This is a genomic window from Nocardia sp. NPDC003482 (assembly GCF_053588115.1).
Genome location: NZ_JBSFPI010000050.1, coordinates 1 through 15957, shown reverse-complemented (window position 1 = coordinate 15957; position 15957 = coordinate 1). Strand labels below are relative to the sequence as shown.

The window sequence follows — 15957 nt, the reverse complement described above, 5'->3', positions numbered from 1 at the left end:
GCCGAACGCGATCTGGTCGACGCCGCGCGCGGGCACGGGATGCGAGTGGTCGGGCCGAGCGCCCTCGGTATCGCCAACACCGATCCGAGGCCGGAGCGCTGCCGGGCCTGCTGCCCGGCGGCCGCCCCCTGACCGATTCCCGCGCGCGCCAACAGGTTCGCGACCTGTGGCACGCCGACCTGCCCACCGCACCGGGCCGCGACACCGCCCACATCCTCGCCGCCGCCCCCACCCTCGGCGCGCTGGTGATCGGCGGCGTGGAGGCCACCGACCTGCCCGACCCCGACGCGGCGCTCGCCGCCGTGGACGCCGCCCCGTTCGTGGTCAGCCTGGAGCTGCGGCGCGGCGAGATCAGCGACCGCGCCGACGTCGTGTTCCCCGTCGCCTCCGCCATGGAGAAGGCGGGCACCTTCCTCGACTGGGAAGGCCGCGAACGCCCCTTCGAGGCCGCGCTGGGCGACGCCACCGTGCGCCGCGAGGCCGCGCCGCTGCCGGACCTGCGGGTGCTGCACGCCCTCGCCGACGAGATGGGCGTCCCCCTCGGCCTGCCCGACATCGCCTCGGCCCGAACCGAATTGGCACGGCTGGGCGCCTGGGACGGACCGCCCGCCACCGCACCGACCGTTCCGGTCCCCGACCCCGTGCACCCCACCCCCGGCACGGCCGTGCTCGCGGGCTGGCGGATGCTGCTCGACCGCGGCCGCGGCCAGGACGGCGTACCCGATCTCGCCGCCACTGCGCGCCCGCCCGTGCTGCGGCTCTCGCGCGACACCGCCGCCGAAATCGGCGCCAGCACAGGCGATCCCGTGCGGGTCAGCACCGACCACGGACACCTCGTGCTGCCGCTGGCGGTCACCGTCATGCCCGACCGGGTGGTGTGGCTGCCCCTCAATTCCCCCGGCTCGGTGGTCTCGCGCCAACTCGGCGCCACCCCCGGCCAGCTCGTGCGGATCCGACGGGAGGACCACCGTGAGTGACCTGAGCGCCTTCGGCCACGACCCCTGGTGGCTGGTCGTCCTGAAATCGGTGCTGGTGTTCGTGTACCTGCTGCTCATCCCGCTGCTCGCGGTGCTCATCGAACGCAAGGTCGTGGCGTGGATGCAGATGCGCGTCGGCCCCAACCGCACCGGACCGCGCGGCTACCTCCAGTCCATCGCCGACGGGGTCAAGATGCTCCTCAAGGAGGACATCGTCCCCGCCATGGTCGACAAACCCATTTACATTCTCGCCCCGGTCATTTCGCTGATCCCCGCGGTCATGGCGTTCGCGGTGATCCCGCTCGGCCCGCAGGTGTCCTGGTTCGGCACCCACTCGCCGGTGCAGCTGACCGATATGCCGGTCGGGGTGCTCTACATCCTCGCCATGGCCTCGGTCGGGGTGTACGGCATCGTGCTCGCGGGCTGGGCGTCGGGTTCGACGTATCCGCTGCTGGGCGGGTTGCGCTCCACCGCGCAGGTCATCTCCTACGAGATCGCGATGGCCGCCTGTTTCGCGGCGGTGTTCCTGCTGACCGGCACCATGTCCACCTCCGGCATCGTCGCCCACCAGTGGGGCACCTGGAACGTGTGGCTGCTGCTGCCGTCGTTCACCATCTACGCGGTGTCGATGGTCGGCGAAACCAACCGCGCCCCCTTCGATCTGCCCGAGGCCGAGGGCGAACTCGTCGGCGGCTTCCACACCGAATACTCCTCGCTGAAGTTCGCCATGTTCATGATGGCCGAGTACATCAACATGGGCACGGTGTCGGCGCTGGCGACCACGCTGTTCTTCGGCGGCTGGCACGCCCCGTTCCCGCTCAACCTGTGGGACGGCGCGAACTCCGGCTGGTGGCCGGTGCTGTGGTTCACCGCCAAGGTGTGGATCTTCCTGTTCGTGTTCATCTGGCTGCGCGGCACCCTGCCCCGGCTGCGCTACGACCAGTTCATGAACCTCGGCTGGAAACTGCTCATCCCCGTGTCGCTGCTGTGGGTGATGGTCGTGGCGACGCTGAAGGTGTTGCAGAACAACGGCATCCACGTCCAGACCGTCGGCCTGGTCGGCGGCGGCATCGTGGTGTCGCTGCTGCTCCTCGGCGTCGCCCTGCGCGCCGGGCTGCGCCGGACCGAACCCGAGGCCCCCACACCGGCCGAACCGAGCGCCTACGCGGGATTCCCGGTGCCGCCCATGCCCTCTCGGCCCGCCACCGCGAGCCCCCGGCCGGGCCCGCTGGAACCGCTGGCCGGGTTCTGGGTCACCTTCGCCACCATGTTCAAGAAGAAGAACACCGAACAGTATCCCGAGGAGAAGGTGCCCACCGCTCCGCGCTATCACGGCCGCCACCAACTCAATCGGCACCCCGACGGCCTCGAGAAATGCATCGGCTGCGAACTGTGCGCGTGGGCGTGCCCCGCCGACGCCATCTACGTCGAGGGCGCCGACAACACCGACGCCGAACGCTTCTCCCCCGGCGAACGCTACGGCCGCGTCTACCAGATCAACTACCTGCGCTGCATCGGCTGCGGCCTGTGCATCGAGGCGTGCCCCACCCGCGCGCTCACCATGACCAACGACTACGAGATGGCCGACGACAACCGGGGACGGCTGATCTTCGAGAAGGACGACCTGCTGGCACCCCTGCGCGCGGGAATGCTCGCACCCCCGCACCCGATGCCGCCCGGCGCCACCGACGAGGACTACTACCTCGGCAAGATCACCGGCGAGCGGACCGACGAACCGGCCACCGTCGGCGCGGAAGGCGGCGCGTGATGACTACCGTTCTGGCAGAGACGGTCACCCGCACCTCCACCGGCGAGGCGGTGCTGTTCTGGGTGCTCGCGGTCATCGCCGTCGCCGGTGCGCTGGGCATGGTGTGCGCGCGCAAGGCCGTGCACTCCGCGCTGTGCCTGGCCGCGACCATGATCGCGCTGTCGGTGTGCTACATCGCGCAGAAGGCGGTGTTCCTCGGCGTCGTGCAGATCGTCGTCTACACCGGCGCGGTGATGATGCTGTTCCTGTTCGTGCTCATGCTCGTCGGCGTCGACTCCTCCGAATCGCTGCGCGAAACCCTGCGCGGACACCGGATCGCGGTGATCGTGGTCGGCCTCGGGTTCGGCATCCTGCTCATCGGGGCCATCGCGCGCGGCATGCGCGACACCACGGCCCCCACCGGCCCCGGGTTCGGGGCCGATCCCATTGCGGCGCTGGCGGATCTGATCTTCGTGCGGTACGTGTGGGCGTTCGAACTCACCGGGGCGCTGCTGATCACCGCCACCCTCGGCGCGATGGTGCTGGCCCACCGCGAACGGTTCGGGCCGCGCACCGATCAGAAGGAGCGCTCGCGCCAACGCGTCCGCGACGGACACCAGGTCACCCCGCTGCCCGCGCCCGGCGTGTACGCCCGCCACAACGCCGTCGACGCCCCCGCCCGGCTGCCCGACGGGTCGTTCGCCGAACTGTCGGTCAGCACCATCCTGCGCCACCGCCGCCACCGCGCCAACACCGAAGCCGCCGCGCTCGGCGTCGGCGACGACGAGGGCGGCGCCACCCCGACATCCGGCGCGAGCCGGAGCTGAGAGAAAGGCTCTGCGGTGAATCCGGACAACTACCTGTACCTGTCCGCGCTGCTGTTCACCATCGGCGCGGCCGGAGTTCTGGTGCGGCGCAACGCGATCGTGGTGTTCATGTGCGTCGAGCTCATGCTCAACGCGGTGAACCTCGCCTTCGTCACCTTCGCCCGCGAACACGCCAACCTCGACGGCCAGGTGTTCGCGTTCTTCACCATGGTCGTGGCCGCCGCCGAGGTCGTCGTCGGCCTCGCCATCATCATGACCATCTTCCGCGCCCGCCGCTCGACCTCGGTCGACGACGCCAACCTGCTGAAGTACTGACGTGATGACCGCACAGACGCTCGTTCTGCTGCCCGCGCTGCCGCTGGCCGGGGCCGCGATCCTGCTGCTCGCGGGCCGCCGCACCGACCGGTGGGGGCACTGGCTGGGCTGTGCGACGGCGCTGGCGTCGTTCGCGCTCGGGGTGTGGGCGTTCGCCGAGATGCTCGGCCGCGCGAACGACGCACGCGCGCTGCGGCATTCGTTCTTCGCCTGGGTGCCCGTCGCCGGACTGCACGCCGACTTCGCGCTGAGCCTGGATCAGCTGTCGATGTGTTTCGTGCTGCTCATCACCGGCGTCGGGTCGCTCATCCACCTCTACTCGGTCGGCTACATGAGCCACGACCCGGGACGGCGGCGGTTCTTCGCCTACCTCAACCTGTTTTTGGCCGCCATGCTCGTGCTGGTGCTCGCCGACAACTTCCTGGTGCTGTACCTGGGCTGGGAGGGCGTGGGTCTGGCCTCGTATCTGCTGATCGGGTTCTGGTACGAAAAGCCTTCCGCCGCAACGGCGGCCAAGAAGGCGTTCGTGGTCAACCGGGTCGGCGACATGGGGTTGGCGATCGCGCTGTTCGTCATGTTCGCCACCTTCGGCTCGGTCGACTACGGGCAGGTGTTCGCCGGGGCGCCGCACGCCTCGCAGGCCACCCTCACCGCCCTCGGGTTGCTGCTGCTGTTGGGGGCGTGCGGGAAATCGGCGCAGGTGCCGTTGCAGTCCTGGCTCGGCGACGCCATGGAGGGCCCCACCCCCGTCTCCGCGCTCATCCACGCCGCCACCATGGTCACCGCCGGGGTGTACCTCATCGCGCGCGCCCACCCGATCTTCGACCTCGCGCCCGCCGCGCGAGCCGGGGTGCTCATCGTCGGCGCGGTGACCCTGCTGTTCGGCGCGATCATCGGCTGCGCCAAGGACGACATCAAGAAGGCGCTCGCCGCGTCCACCATGAGCCAGATCGGGTACATGGTCCTCGCCGCGGGTCTCGGTCCCGCCGGGTACGCGGTGGCGATCATGCATCTGCTCACCCACGGCTTCTTCAAGGCCGGGCTGTTCCTCGGCGCGGGCTCGGTCATGCACGCCATGAACGACGAGACCGACATGCGCCGCTACGGCGGGCTGCGGGCGGTCCTGCCGATCACCTTCGCCACCTTCGGCCTGGGCTACCTCGCCATCATCGGGGTGCCGCCGTTCGCGGGATTCTTCTCCAAGGACCACATCATCGAGGCCGCGTTCGGGCACGGCGGCGCAACGGGATTCACCCTGGGCGCGGCCGCGCTGCTCGGCGCGGGCATCACCGCCTTCTACATGACCCGCGTCATGCTGCTCACCTTCTTCGGCGACAGACGCTGGGCCGACGACGCCCACCCCCACGAGGCCCCCGCGATCATGACCGGCCCGATGATCCTGCTCGCGATCGGCTCGGTGTTCTCCGGCCTGATCTTCTGGTTCGGCGACTCCCTGCAACACTGGCTGGCCCCCGTCGTCGGCGAGGAACACCAGACCGAGAGCGGCTCCTCCGCCGCCCTGGTCTCGCTCGCCGCCCTCGCCGTGGTCGCCGTCGGCGTCGCGATCGCGGTGCGCCAGTATCGTTCCCCCGTCCCCGCCACCGCCCCCGCCGACGTCACCGCCCTCACCGTCGCCGCCCGCCGTGACCTCTACGGCGACGCCGTCAACGAGGCCGCCTTCATGCGCCCCGGCGCCCACCTGACCCGCTCCCTGGTCTTCGTCGACACCCGCGGCATCGACGGCCTGGTCAACACCACCGCCGCCGTCATCGGCGGCCTCTCGGCCCGAATCCGCAGAGTCCAAACCGGATTCGTCCGCTCCTACGCCCTGTCCATGTTCACCGGCGCGGCCCTGGTGGTCGCCGCCCTGCTCGCGGTGAGGCTTTTGTGAACGAATTCCCTTGGCTCACAACGCTGTGGGTGCTGCCGCTCGCCGGGGCCGTCGCGGTCATGGTCGTGCCCGCCGCCCGGCGTCTGTTCGCCCGCGCGCTCGGGTTGGGTGTCGCCGTGGCCACGCTGGTGGTCGGCGTCGTGGTGGCGGTGCGGTTCGAACCCGGTGGGGGGCGGTATCAGTTCGTCGAATCCCATGAGTGGATACCGGCTTTCGGGGCCGGGTACACCCTCGGGGTCGACGGGATCGCGCTGGTGTTGGTGCTGCTGACCGCCGGGTTGGTGCCGTTGCTGATCCTGGCGGGATGGCGCGACGAACGCGAGGTGGGGGCCGGGCCTCGGGTGGCGCACATCTATGTGGCGCTGACACTGGTGGTCGAGGCGATGGTGCTCATCTCCTTCGTCTCCCTCGACATCCTGCTGTTCTACGTGTTCTTCGAGGTCATGCTCATCCCGATGTACTTCCTCATCGGCGGATTCGGGCCCCGCACCGACGATCTCGCGCACCGCCAGCAACGCGCGCGGGCCGCGGTGAAGTTCCTGCTGTACAACCTGTTCGGCGGGCTGATCATGCTCGCCGCGGTCATCGGGCTGTACGTGCTCACCGCGCGGGAGAACATCGGCGGCGAGCACGGCACCTTCGACTTCCGCGCCGTCGTACAGGCCGCCAACTCCGGCCAATTGGGCGCGGGCCCAGCGGTATTGAACGCGCTGTTCCTCGGGTTCATGTTCGCCTTCGCGGTCAAGGCGCCGCTGTGGCCGCTGCACACCTGGCTGCCCGACGCCGCGGTGTCGGCGACCCCGGCCAGCGCGGTGCTGATGATGGCCGTGGTCGACAAGGTCGGCACCTTCGGGATGCTGCGCTACTGCCTGCTGCTGTTCCCGACCGCGTCGAGCACCTACGCGCCGCTGATCAGCGTGCTCGCCGTCATCGGCATCCTCTACGGCGCGCTGCTGGCGATCGGGCAGACCGATGTGATGCGGCTGATCGCCTACACCTCCATCTCGCACTTCGGGTTCATCATCCTCGGCATCTTCGCCATGACCAACCAGGGCGGCGCCGGAGCCACCCTGTACATGGTCAACCACGGCATCTCCACCGCCGCGCTGTTCCTCATCGCCGGATTCCTGGTCTCGCGCAGGGGAACTCGCGTCATCGCCGAATTCGGCGGCGTGCAGAAGGTCGCCCCCCTCCTGGCGGGCACCTTCCTCGTCGCCGGACTGGCCACCCTGTCGCTGCCCGGCCTCGCGCCGTTCGTCAGCGAATTCCTCGTCCTGGTCGGCACCTTCACCCGCTACCCGGTCGCCGCGATCGCCGCCACCGGCGCGCTCGTGCTCGCCGCGATCTACGTGCTGTGGCTGTACCAGCGGATGATGACCGGTCCGGTCACCTCCGGCAACGAACGGCTGCGCGATCTGGTGCCGCGCGAACTGGTGGTGGTCGTGCCCCTGCTGGCGGCGCTGCTGTTCCTGGGCGCCTACCCCAAACCCGTTCTGGACCTGATCAATCCGGCCGTCGCGGGCACGCTGACCACCATCGGTAAGAACGATCCCGGGCCCACGGTGCAGCCGGAGGCCGCCACGCCCAGCGGAGGTGCGCACAAATGAGTCAGCTGCTCGCCGCGACCGTTCCGGCCCCCTCGATCGAATACGGTCTGCTCTCCCCCATGCTGGTGGTGTTCGCCGCCGCCGTCGCCGGGGTGCTCGTCGAGGCGTTCGCCCCCCGCTCCTGGCGCTACCCGCTGCACCTGCTGCTCGGATTCGGCGGCTGCGCGGGCGCGTTGGCGGCGGTGATCGCCCTGTCGGGCACCCACGCCACCGCCGTCGTCGACGCGGTCGCCGTCGACGGGGTCACCCTGTTCCTGCAAGGGACCATCCTGGTGACCGCGATCCTCGGGCTGGCGTTGATCGCCGAACGCGGCGTCGAATCCCGGGTGCGCCGAGAGGGTCCCGGCACCTGGAGCCGCGCGGCCGCCGTCGCCGCGGGCGCGGTGCCGGTCGACGCGTTCACCCCGCAGGCCGCCGCCATGCCCGGCAGCCCCGACGAACAGGCCGCCGCCCGCGCCGGGATCACCACCACCGAGGTGTTCCCGCTGGCGCTGTTCGCCCTCGGCGGGCTGCTGCTGTTCCCCGCGTCCAACGACCTGCTGACGATGTTCGTGGCCCTGGAAGTGCTGTCGCTGCCGCTGTATCTGCTGTGCGGGCTGGCGCGGCGGCAACGGCTGCTGTCGCAGGAGTCGGCGCTGAAGTACTTCCTGCTGGGCGCGTTCTCCTCGGCGTTCTTCCTCTACGGCACCGCCCTGCTCTACGGCTACGCCGGAACCGTCCGCTTCGCCGGGATCGCCGACGCGATCGGCCGCGACGGCGACTCCAAAACCCTTGCGGTGCTGGGCGTCGCGATGCTGGCGGTGGGGCTGCTGTTCAAGGTCGGCGCGGTGCCGTTCCAGTCCTGGGTGCCCGACGTGTACCAGGGGGCGCCGACGCCGGTGACCGCGTTCATGGCCGCGGGCACCAAGATCGCGGCAGTCGGTGCGTTGCTGCGGCTGGTGCAGGTCGCGGTGCCGGGGCTGCGCGAGGACTGGCGGCCCCTCCTCGCCGCGATCGCGATCGCCACCATGGCCGTCGGCGCGATCATGGCCGTCACCCAGACCGACGTCAAACGCATGCTCGCGTATTCGTCGGTCGCGCACGCCGGGTTCATGCTCACCGGCGTCGCCGCCGCCAACAGCGACGGGGTGTCGGCGGTGCTGTTCTACCTCGCCGCCTACGGCATCGGCACAGTGGGCGCGTTCGCGGTGGTCACCCTTGTGCGCGACGCCGCCGGGGAGGAGGCGACCGCGCTGGCGGCGTGGGCCGGGCTCGGCCGCCGATCGCCTTGGCTGGCAACGGTTTTCGCGCTGTTCCTGTTGTCGTTCGCGGGGATCCCGCTCACCAGCGGATTCGTCAGCAAGTTCGCGGTGTTCACCGCCGCCGGGGCGGGCGGGTACACCGCGCTGGTGATCGTCGGCGTGATCGCCAGCGCGGTCGCGGCGTTCTTCTACATCCGCGTCATCGTGCTCATGTTCTTCACCGACCCGCCCGCCGACGCCGCCCGCGTCGTGGAACCGCCCCTGACGAGCACGGTGGTCGCGGTGAGCGCGGCGGCGACCCTCGTGCTCGGCGTCGTGCCCCAGCCGCTGCTGGATCTGGCCGACAAGGCGGCCACGTTCACCCGATGACCTCCCGCAGCCGGTCGGCGAATGTCGGTGCGTCCTCGGTGAATCCGCCGTGCCCGCCGGGGAACAGCACCGGTTCCAGCCCGAGTTCGGCGGCCAGCGCGCGGGAGGCGCGGTCGCAGAACAGGCCCGCCGAGGTCTCCCCGATCCCGATGACCAGCTTGTCCGACACCCCCCGCAACGCGGCGAGATCCGGCGTCCAGCCCGCGGTGCCCTCGAGTTCGTGCAGATAGAAGTAACGGTCGTTGGCCAACTCCTCCGGGGTGGGCTCGCCACCGAACCATTCCTGGAACACCGGCTCGGGAATGCGCATATCGGCGAAGTCGAAGAACCTGCGGATCGCGCCGATCCGGTCGCCCCCCTCGAACAGCGCCCGGATCTCCGCGCGCACCCCGCGCTGGCGCGCCCGATCGTCGAGCAGCTCGGCCAGCGGCGGCTCGTGCGCGACCACCAGCCGCACCAGCTCCGGATTCGCTTGCAGCAGCGCCAGACTCGTGATCGCGCCGCCGGAGGAACCCAACACCACCGCGGGCCCGGCGTCCACATGCCGCAGCAGCCGGGCCAGGTCGTCGGCGCGCAACTCCGGCGTCGAGTCCTGCTCCGGATCGTCGAGCACACTGCCGAAGTGCCCGCGCGGATCGGTGGTCAGCACGGTGTGATCGGCGGCCAGCGCCTCGGCGACGGGCGCGAACGGCGCGGCGTGCATGGGTGAGCCGACCAGCGCCACCAGCGGCCCGCTGCCGCGCAACTCGTAGTAGAGGCGGCCGTCGGGGACGGCGAGGGTGGCGGCGGCGACGGATACGGTCATGAGTCCTCCCGGGGGCACGATGGGTCCTACCCTCATGAGACACCCTGGGTCCGACAGATTCATCGGTCCGGCCGCGGGTCCGCTGGCCGCCGTCGTCACGAAAGGCCCGCCCGAACCGTGACCGGCGCGCGATCGCGTTCTGCCGCAACCCGATTCGGCGAACGGGCCGCCCGACCTACCCTCCGTCCGGCCCCCGACGAGACCGCCTCCGATTCCGTCGACGACAGTGTGACCGCCACGCCGCCGACCGCCCCGTTCGTAGACTCGAAGCATGACGGTGGGTGCGGAGGAGACCGTGCTGCCGCCGAGCCTGGTGGATTTGGCGGTGCGGCATGTGCGGTCGGAGGTACTGAGCGGGGCGTACGCGCCGGGCGATCGGATCGGCGAGGAGGCGCTGTGCGCCCGGCTGGGCACCAGCCGCGCGCCGGTGCGGGAGGCGCTGCGGCTGCTGGTGCAGGAGGGGCTCATCGAGCATCTGCCGCGCCGCGGCTTCCGGGTCGTGGTGTGGTCGGCCACCGACGTCCTGCAACTGTTCGAACTGCGGCGGGTGCTGGAACGGCACGCGGTGGAGAGCGCGTTTCCCTTGCCCGGCACGGGAGATCCGTTGCGCGCGGTGCGCGCCGCGCTCGACGACATGCGCGCCGCCGACGACCGTGACGACGCCTTCGAACGCGACAACGCGCACCGCCGCTTCCACACCGCGATCGTCGCGCTGGCCCGCCATCGGCAACTGGATCTGGCCTACGCGCCGATCCTGCTGAAACTGCAACTGCCGATGGCCCGTAACCTGCGCGAGGAGGCGCGCGCCACGCATCGCCGCGACGGGGTGCGCCGCCACGCCGCGCTGCTGGCCGCCCTCGAGACCAACGACCGCGACACCGTCCTCGAGGCGCTGCGCCGCCACGGCGAGCTGGCCTACCTCGATCTCGAATTCCACTGACAGCGGGCAACACAACCGAAACACACGAACACACCGGGCTTCACGCATTCTGTCGACAATCGACAAATGCACAGCACGGGCCCCAGCATCGCCGAGATCCTGCACTCCCACGAAAGCGGTAGCGGCTCACCGACGAACACCGCGGCGCGGGTCGCCGACGCGATCGCCGCCCACGGCGACGACGGCACCTGGATCACCCCCGTGCCCCGCGCGCGGTTGCTGGCCGCGGCGGCCGAGATCGAGCGACGGCCCGGCGCGCGCACGCTGCCGCTGTACGGGGTGCCGTTCGGGGTGAAAGACAGCATCGATGTCGCGGGCTGGCCCACCACCCTGGCCTGCCCCGACTTCGCCTACACCGCAACCCGAACCGCCCCGGTCGTGCAGCGCCTGCTCGACGCGGGCGCGCTGTTCGTCGGCAAGACCAATCTGGATCAGTTCGCCACCGGTCTGAACGGCACCCGCACCCCCTACACCGTGCCGCGCAGCGTCTTCGGCGGCGACCTCGTCTGCGGCGGGTCCAGCTCCGGCTCCGCGCGGGCGGTGGCCCTGGGCGAGGTGCCGTTCTGCGTGGCCACCGACACCGCCGGATCCGGCCGGGTTCCGGCCGCGCTCAACGGGATTGTCGGGTGGAAGCCGTCGCGCGGGCTGATCAGCGCGGTCGGGCTGGTTCCGGCGTGCGAGTCGCTGGACTGCGTCACCCTCACCGCGACGTCGGTGGAGGATCTCGACCGGGTCTTCGACGTGATCGCCGCGGTGGACCCGGACGATCCCTGGAGCCGCCCGCGCGGGCCGCGCCACCGCGGCGGGCGGCTGCGCGCCGGACTGCCCGCGGCGGCGGAGCTGGAGTTCTTCGGCGACACGGTGTTCCGGGACGCGCACCTGGCGCTGCGCGAGCGCCTACCCGGACTCGGATTCGACTGCGTGCCAACGACTCTGGAGCCGTTCCTGGCGGCGGGCGAGCTGCTGTATCAGGGCCCGTGGGTGGCCGAGCGGCTGGTGGTGTTCGGCGAGTTCCTGGCCGAGCATCCGGACTCGATCCTGCCGGTGGTGCGCGAAATCCTTATCGGCGGACAGCGATTCGACGCGGTGGACGTGTTCCGGGCGCAGCAGCGGCTGCAACGGCTGCGCGCGCGGGTGGCCCGGATGTGGACCGACTTCGACGTGCTGGTGCTGCCGACCATCGGCACCACCTTCACCGTGGCGCAGGTGCTGGCCGATCCCGTCGCCACCAACACCGTGCTCGGGCACTACACCCACTTCGGGAATCTGCTCGACCTCACCGCGGTGGCGGTGCCGGTGGGCGCGACCGGCGACGGGCGGCCGCTGTCGGTCATGGTGGCCGGTCCCGCCCTCGCCGACGACACCGTGCTGGCGGCCGCGGCGCGCATCCTCGACGAACCCCGCGCGGCGATGTCCGCCGCGGCCACCTCCCGAACGGCGCAGGAGCGACGATGACCACCACACAAGCCATTCCGGCGCGGCCGGGACCGTTCCGCTACGAGCCGGGCACCCTGGCCCTGCTGATCATCGATATGCAGCGCGACTTCCTGCTGCCCGGCGGGTTCGGCGAGAGCCTCGGCAACGATGTCGCCCTGCTGCGCACGGTGATCGAGCCGCTGCGCGGTCTGCTGGCCGCGGCCCGCGCGGCGGGGGTGCCGGTGCTGCACACCCGGGAGGGTCACCGGCCCGACCTGTCGGACTGTCCGCCGTCGAAACTGGTGCGCGGCAATCCTTCTCAGCGCATCGGCGACCCGGGGCGGTTCGGCCGCATCCTGATCCGCGGCGAGTACGGCCACGACATCGTCGACGAGCTCGCGCCGCTGCCGGAGGAGGTCGTGATCGACAAGCCGGGCAAGGGCGCCTTCTACGCCACCGGCCTCGCAGACGAACTGCGCCGCAAGGGTATTCGCTCCCTGCTGGTCACCGGGGTCACCACCGAGGTGTGCGTGCACACCACCGTGCGCGAGGCCAACGATCGGGGCTACGAGTGCCTGGTCGTCTCCGATTGCGTCGGTTCGTATTTCCCCGAATTCCAGCGCGTGGGGCTGGAGATGATCGCGGCCCAGGGCGGCATCTTCGGCTGGGTCGCCGATTCGGCCGCGGTCCGCGCCGCGCTGACCACCCCCGCCCCACTCGACTCCTCCGCCGATACGCCGGTTTAGTGAACAGGAAAGCCCATGTCCCTCCACACCCCACCCCGTGAGCCCACGCCCGCCGAGAAATCCGCCGCCCTGCGCGTGCCCTGGTGGACGCGCGGCGACACCAACGCCTACTTCGGGCTCTGCTTCAACATCCTGGTCAACGTGCTCACCCTCACCACGCTGTCGATCGCGGTGGTGCACATCCCGAGCCGGGACGTGCTGGGCAGCGTGCTGCCCGCGCTGGGCGTGGCCCTGGTGCTCGGCAACCTCTACTACGTGCTGCTGGCCCGCCGCCTCGCCCGCCGCGAACAGCGGACGACGGTGACCGCGCTGCCGTACGGACCCAGCGTGCCGCACATGTTCATCGTGGTGTTCGTGGTCATGCTGCCGATCTACCTGGCCAGCCATGATCCGCTGAAGGCGTGGTCGGCGGGTCTGGCCTGGGCGTTCCTCATCGGCGTGATCGTCATGATCGGCGGCTTCGTGGGCCCCTACATCCGCCGCATCACCCCGCGCGCGGCCATGCTCGGCACCCTGGCGGGCATCTCGATCACGTTCATCTCCATGCGCCCGGCCGCGCAGATGTGGGAGGCCGCGTGGATCGCGTTGCCCGTGCTGGCGATCATCCTGATCGGCTTCTTCACCGATGTGCGGCTGCCCGGCAACGTCCCGGTCGGCCTGGTGGCGTTGCTGGTCGGCACGGCGATCGGCTGGATCGGCGGATACATGTCGGTGCCCGACGTCACCAAGGCCGCGCACGACATCGCGGTCGGACTGCCGACCCTGCACCCGCACCTGCTGTTCACCGGCCTCGGCAATCTCGGTCCGCTGCTGGCCACGGCGATTCCGTTGGGCGTCTACAACTTCACCGAGGCGATGAGCAACGTCGAGAGCGCCGCCGCGGCGGGCGACAACTACAACCTGCGCAGCGTGCTGCTCGCCGACGGATTCGGCGCCATCATCGGCTCCGGCTTCGGCTCGCCGTTCCCGCCCGCGGTCTACATCGGCCATCCCGGCTGGAAGGACGCCGGCGGACGCACCGGATACTCGCTCGCCAGCGGCGTCACCATCGGCGTGATGTGCCTGCTGGGGCTGTTCGGAGTGCTCAGCACCCTACTGCCGACCCCCGCGATCGTGCCGATCCTGCTGTACATCGGCCTGCTGATCGGCGCCCAAGCGTTCCAAGCGGTACCCAAATTGCACGCCGTGGCGGTGGTCGCGGCCCTGATCCCGAACCTCGCCGAATGGGCCGTCGGACAGATCGACAACGCGCTGGCCGCGGCCGGAACCACCGCCGACAAGGTCGGCAACGCCGCACTCGGCCAAGCGGGCGTGGTGTACGACGGCCTGAAAACCCTGGGCTCGGGCGGCGTCCTGGCCGGCCTGGTACTCGGCGCGATCGTCACCTTCATCCTGGACAAACGCTTCGCCGCCGCGGCCACCGCCTGCGCGGCCGCCGCGGCGCTGAGCTGGATCGGCCTGATCCACGCCGCCCGAGTCGCCTGGGCCGCGGCGCCGACGGTGGCGCTGGGGTATCTGCTGTGCGGGGTGGTCTGCCTCGCCTACGCGCGGCTGGGCGGGGCTTCGAAGGTGGTCCCGGCTGTGCCCGAAGGGCCGCCGCGTACGACGGAAACCGCAGCGGCGCAGCCTGACCCGGTGGCCGTGGAGGCCGAACGGTCGGTGCATCCGACGAAAGCCGCATCGGGGCAGCCCGAGCCGGTGGCGGTGGAGTCCGCCGCGACGCCGCTCGAACCTGTGGCCGTGGAGCCCGCTGCGACACCGCACGACTGAGCGAGGGGCTCGGCGGCGGCGGTTCGATGCGCTCGGCCCCTGGCGGGCTGAACGAAATCCGCTGCAGCCGAGACCTTCCGGGGGACCTCGTCCTTGCATACCGACCGGTCGCCGTTTCGTGCCGGGCCGGGGCGTGATCGCCCTCTGTCGCAACGATTGTCGGGCGAGGCTGTACGCATGCTGGGCGATCGCTGCGGGCCCGCTGCGGCCGGTCGGGGCAATCGCGTTGGCGGCGAACACATCCCGTGACGTCGGATTCCATTGCGCCGGGCGGGGAGTTGCCGGTATAACCGAACCGCCCATCCGCGAACGGTTGTGCTCCTAGGATTGATCCGTCCCAGCATCCAGCGACAGGGGATGATTCCCATGACCGACAGCGCCACACATGTGGACCAGTCGAAGGCGAGCATCGCTCGCGTCTACGACTATCTGCTCGGCGGCAAGGACAACTACGCGGTCGATCGCGAGATCGGTGACTTCTTCATCAAGGACCTGCCCGGCTCGGTGGCCATCGCCTACGCCAACCGCCAGGCCCTGATCCGCGCCGTCGGCGATATCGCCCGCGACGGCATCGACCAGTTCATCGACTTCGGCAGCGGCCTGCCCACCGCCGACAATGTGCACCAGGTCGCCCAGCGCCACACCCCCGGCGCGCACGTGGTGTACGTCGACAACGACCCGATCGTGCTGGCCCACGGCCGCGCCCTACTCGCCACCGACACCAACACCACGGTCTTCACCGCCGATCTGCGCGACCCACAAGGCATTTTCGACAGCGACGAAGTTCAGCGCCTGATCGACTTCACGCGACCGGTCGGCCTGATCTTCAGCGCCATCCTGCACCACCTCAACGACGACGAGGACCCCGCGGGCCTGGTCCGCTGGTGGGTGGACAAGGTCCCCTCCGGCAGCGAGGTCTACATCTCCCACTTCCGCTCCGGCTACAACGCCGAAACCCAACTGGCCGAACAGAAGTTGCAGGGCAGCTTCGGCCGCGGCCGCTGGCGCACCGACGAGGAGATCCTCGCCCTCTTCGGCGACCTCGAGGTCCTCGAGCCGGGCTTGCGAAATTGCACCGAATGGCGCCCGGCCCCAGCCCCCGAAGACGGCGAAGACGTCACCAACATCGGCCCCCCCGAACGCGACCTCACCGTCTGGGAAAAACTCATCTCCTGCGCCCTGGCCCGCAAACCCTGACGATCCCCAGCGATACGAACCCAGCCGCACCCTAATGAGGTGTAGCGGGTCCGCTGATACGGCAGACTTGCTGTCGGTAGCGGCTGGTGGGTGAGCACTGTTGTGGCTC

13 protein-coding genes are annotated in these 15957 nt (G+C 70.4%); 12 read left to right on the top strand and 1 reads right to left on the bottom strand.

The features are described 5' to 3' along the window. The 7 genes from ACWDSJ_RS37390 to nuoN all read left to right on the top strand — a co-directional run. On the top strand, window positions 1-977 hold a 977-nt coding region (locus tag ACWDSJ_RS37390; protein ID WP_450037589.1), incomplete at its 5' end, for a molybdopterin dinucleotide binding domain-containing protein. Beyond that, entirely contained in the window at window positions 970-2745 is a 1776-nt protein-coding gene (gene nuoH, locus ACWDSJ_RS37385) for an NADH-quinone oxidoreductase subunit NuoH (protein WP_450037588.1), read from the top strand. The genes ACWDSJ_RS37390 and nuoH, both read left to right, overlap by 8 nt. Continuing rightward, window positions 2745-3551 carry an NADH-quinone oxidoreductase subunit J gene (locus ACWDSJ_RS37380; RefSeq protein WP_450037586.1) on the top strand — a complete coding sequence of 269 codons (807 nt, stop codon included), beginning with the start codon at window positions 2745-2747 and terminating at the stop codon, window positions 3549-3551. Before nuoH ends, ACWDSJ_RS37380 begins: the two co-directional genes overlap by 1 nt. Before the next feature lie 15 nt (window positions 3552-3566). Next, window positions 3567-3866, top strand: coding sequence for an NADH-quinone oxidoreductase subunit NuoK (gene nuoK / locus ACWDSJ_RS37375; RefSeq protein ID WP_450037584.1), 300 nt, complete (start codon window positions 3567-3569; stop codon window positions 3864-3866). 4 nt (window positions 3867-3870) lie between these two features. Next, entirely contained in the window at window positions 3871-5757 is a 1887-nt protein-coding gene (gene nuoL / locus ACWDSJ_RS37370; RefSeq protein WP_450037582.1) for an NADH-quinone oxidoreductase subunit L, read from the top strand. Further along, window positions 5754-7364, top strand: a complete 1611-nt coding sequence (locus ACWDSJ_RS37365) for an NADH-quinone oxidoreductase subunit M (protein WP_450037581.1) — start codon at window positions 5754-5756, stop codon at window positions 7362-7364. The genes nuoL and ACWDSJ_RS37365 overlap by 4 nt, the downstream gene beginning before the upstream one ends. Beyond that, complete coding sequence (gene nuoN / locus ACWDSJ_RS37360) at window positions 7361-8974, top strand: NADH-quinone oxidoreductase subunit NuoN (RefSeq protein WP_450037579.1); 1614 nt, start codon at window positions 7361-7363, stop codon at window positions 8972-8974. The genes ACWDSJ_RS37365 and nuoN overlap by 4 nt, the downstream gene beginning before the upstream one ends. On the opposite strand, the gene ACWDSJ_RS37355 is transcribed toward nuoN, so the two are convergent. Further along, window positions 8964-9779: an alpha/beta fold hydrolase gene (locus ACWDSJ_RS37355; protein ID WP_450037578.1), complete on the bottom strand. Its 816-nt coding sequence runs from the start codon at window positions 9777-9779 to the stop codon at window positions 8964-8966. The two genes, nuoN and ACWDSJ_RS37355, sit on opposite strands and share 11 nt — an antisense overlap. A 271-nt stretch (window positions 9780-10050) precedes the next feature. Between ACWDSJ_RS37355 and ACWDSJ_RS37350 the strand changes: the two genes are divergently transcribed. From ACWDSJ_RS37350 to ACWDSJ_RS37330, 5 genes are all read left to right on the top strand, one after another. Beyond that, entirely contained in the window at window positions 10051-10719 is a 669-nt protein-coding gene (locus ACWDSJ_RS37350; RefSeq protein ID WP_450037576.1) for a GntR family transcriptional regulator, read from the top strand. A 66-nt stretch (window positions 10720-10785) separates the two neighbouring features. Continuing rightward, entirely contained in the window at window positions 10786-12174 is a 1389-nt protein-coding gene (locus ACWDSJ_RS37345; protein WP_450037574.1) for an allophanate hydrolase, read from the top strand. Then, entirely contained in the window at window positions 12171-12881 is a 711-nt protein-coding gene (locus ACWDSJ_RS37340) for a cysteine hydrolase family protein (protein WP_450037573.1), read from the top strand. The genes ACWDSJ_RS37345 and ACWDSJ_RS37340 overlap by 4 nt, the downstream gene beginning before the upstream one ends. A 15-nt stretch (window positions 12882-12896) precedes the next feature. Then, window positions 12897-14651 carry a regulator gene (locus ACWDSJ_RS37335; protein WP_450037572.1) on the top strand — a complete coding sequence of 585 codons (1755 nt, stop codon included), beginning with the start codon at window positions 12897-12899 and terminating at the stop codon, window positions 14649-14651. A 366-nt stretch (window positions 14652-15017) separates the two neighbouring features. Beyond that, a complete protein-coding gene (locus ACWDSJ_RS37330) occupies window positions 15018-15848 on the top strand; it encodes an SAM-dependent methyltransferase (RefSeq protein WP_450037570.1) in 831 nt (276 codons plus the stop codon). Window positions 15849-15957 lie beyond the last annotated feature (109 nt).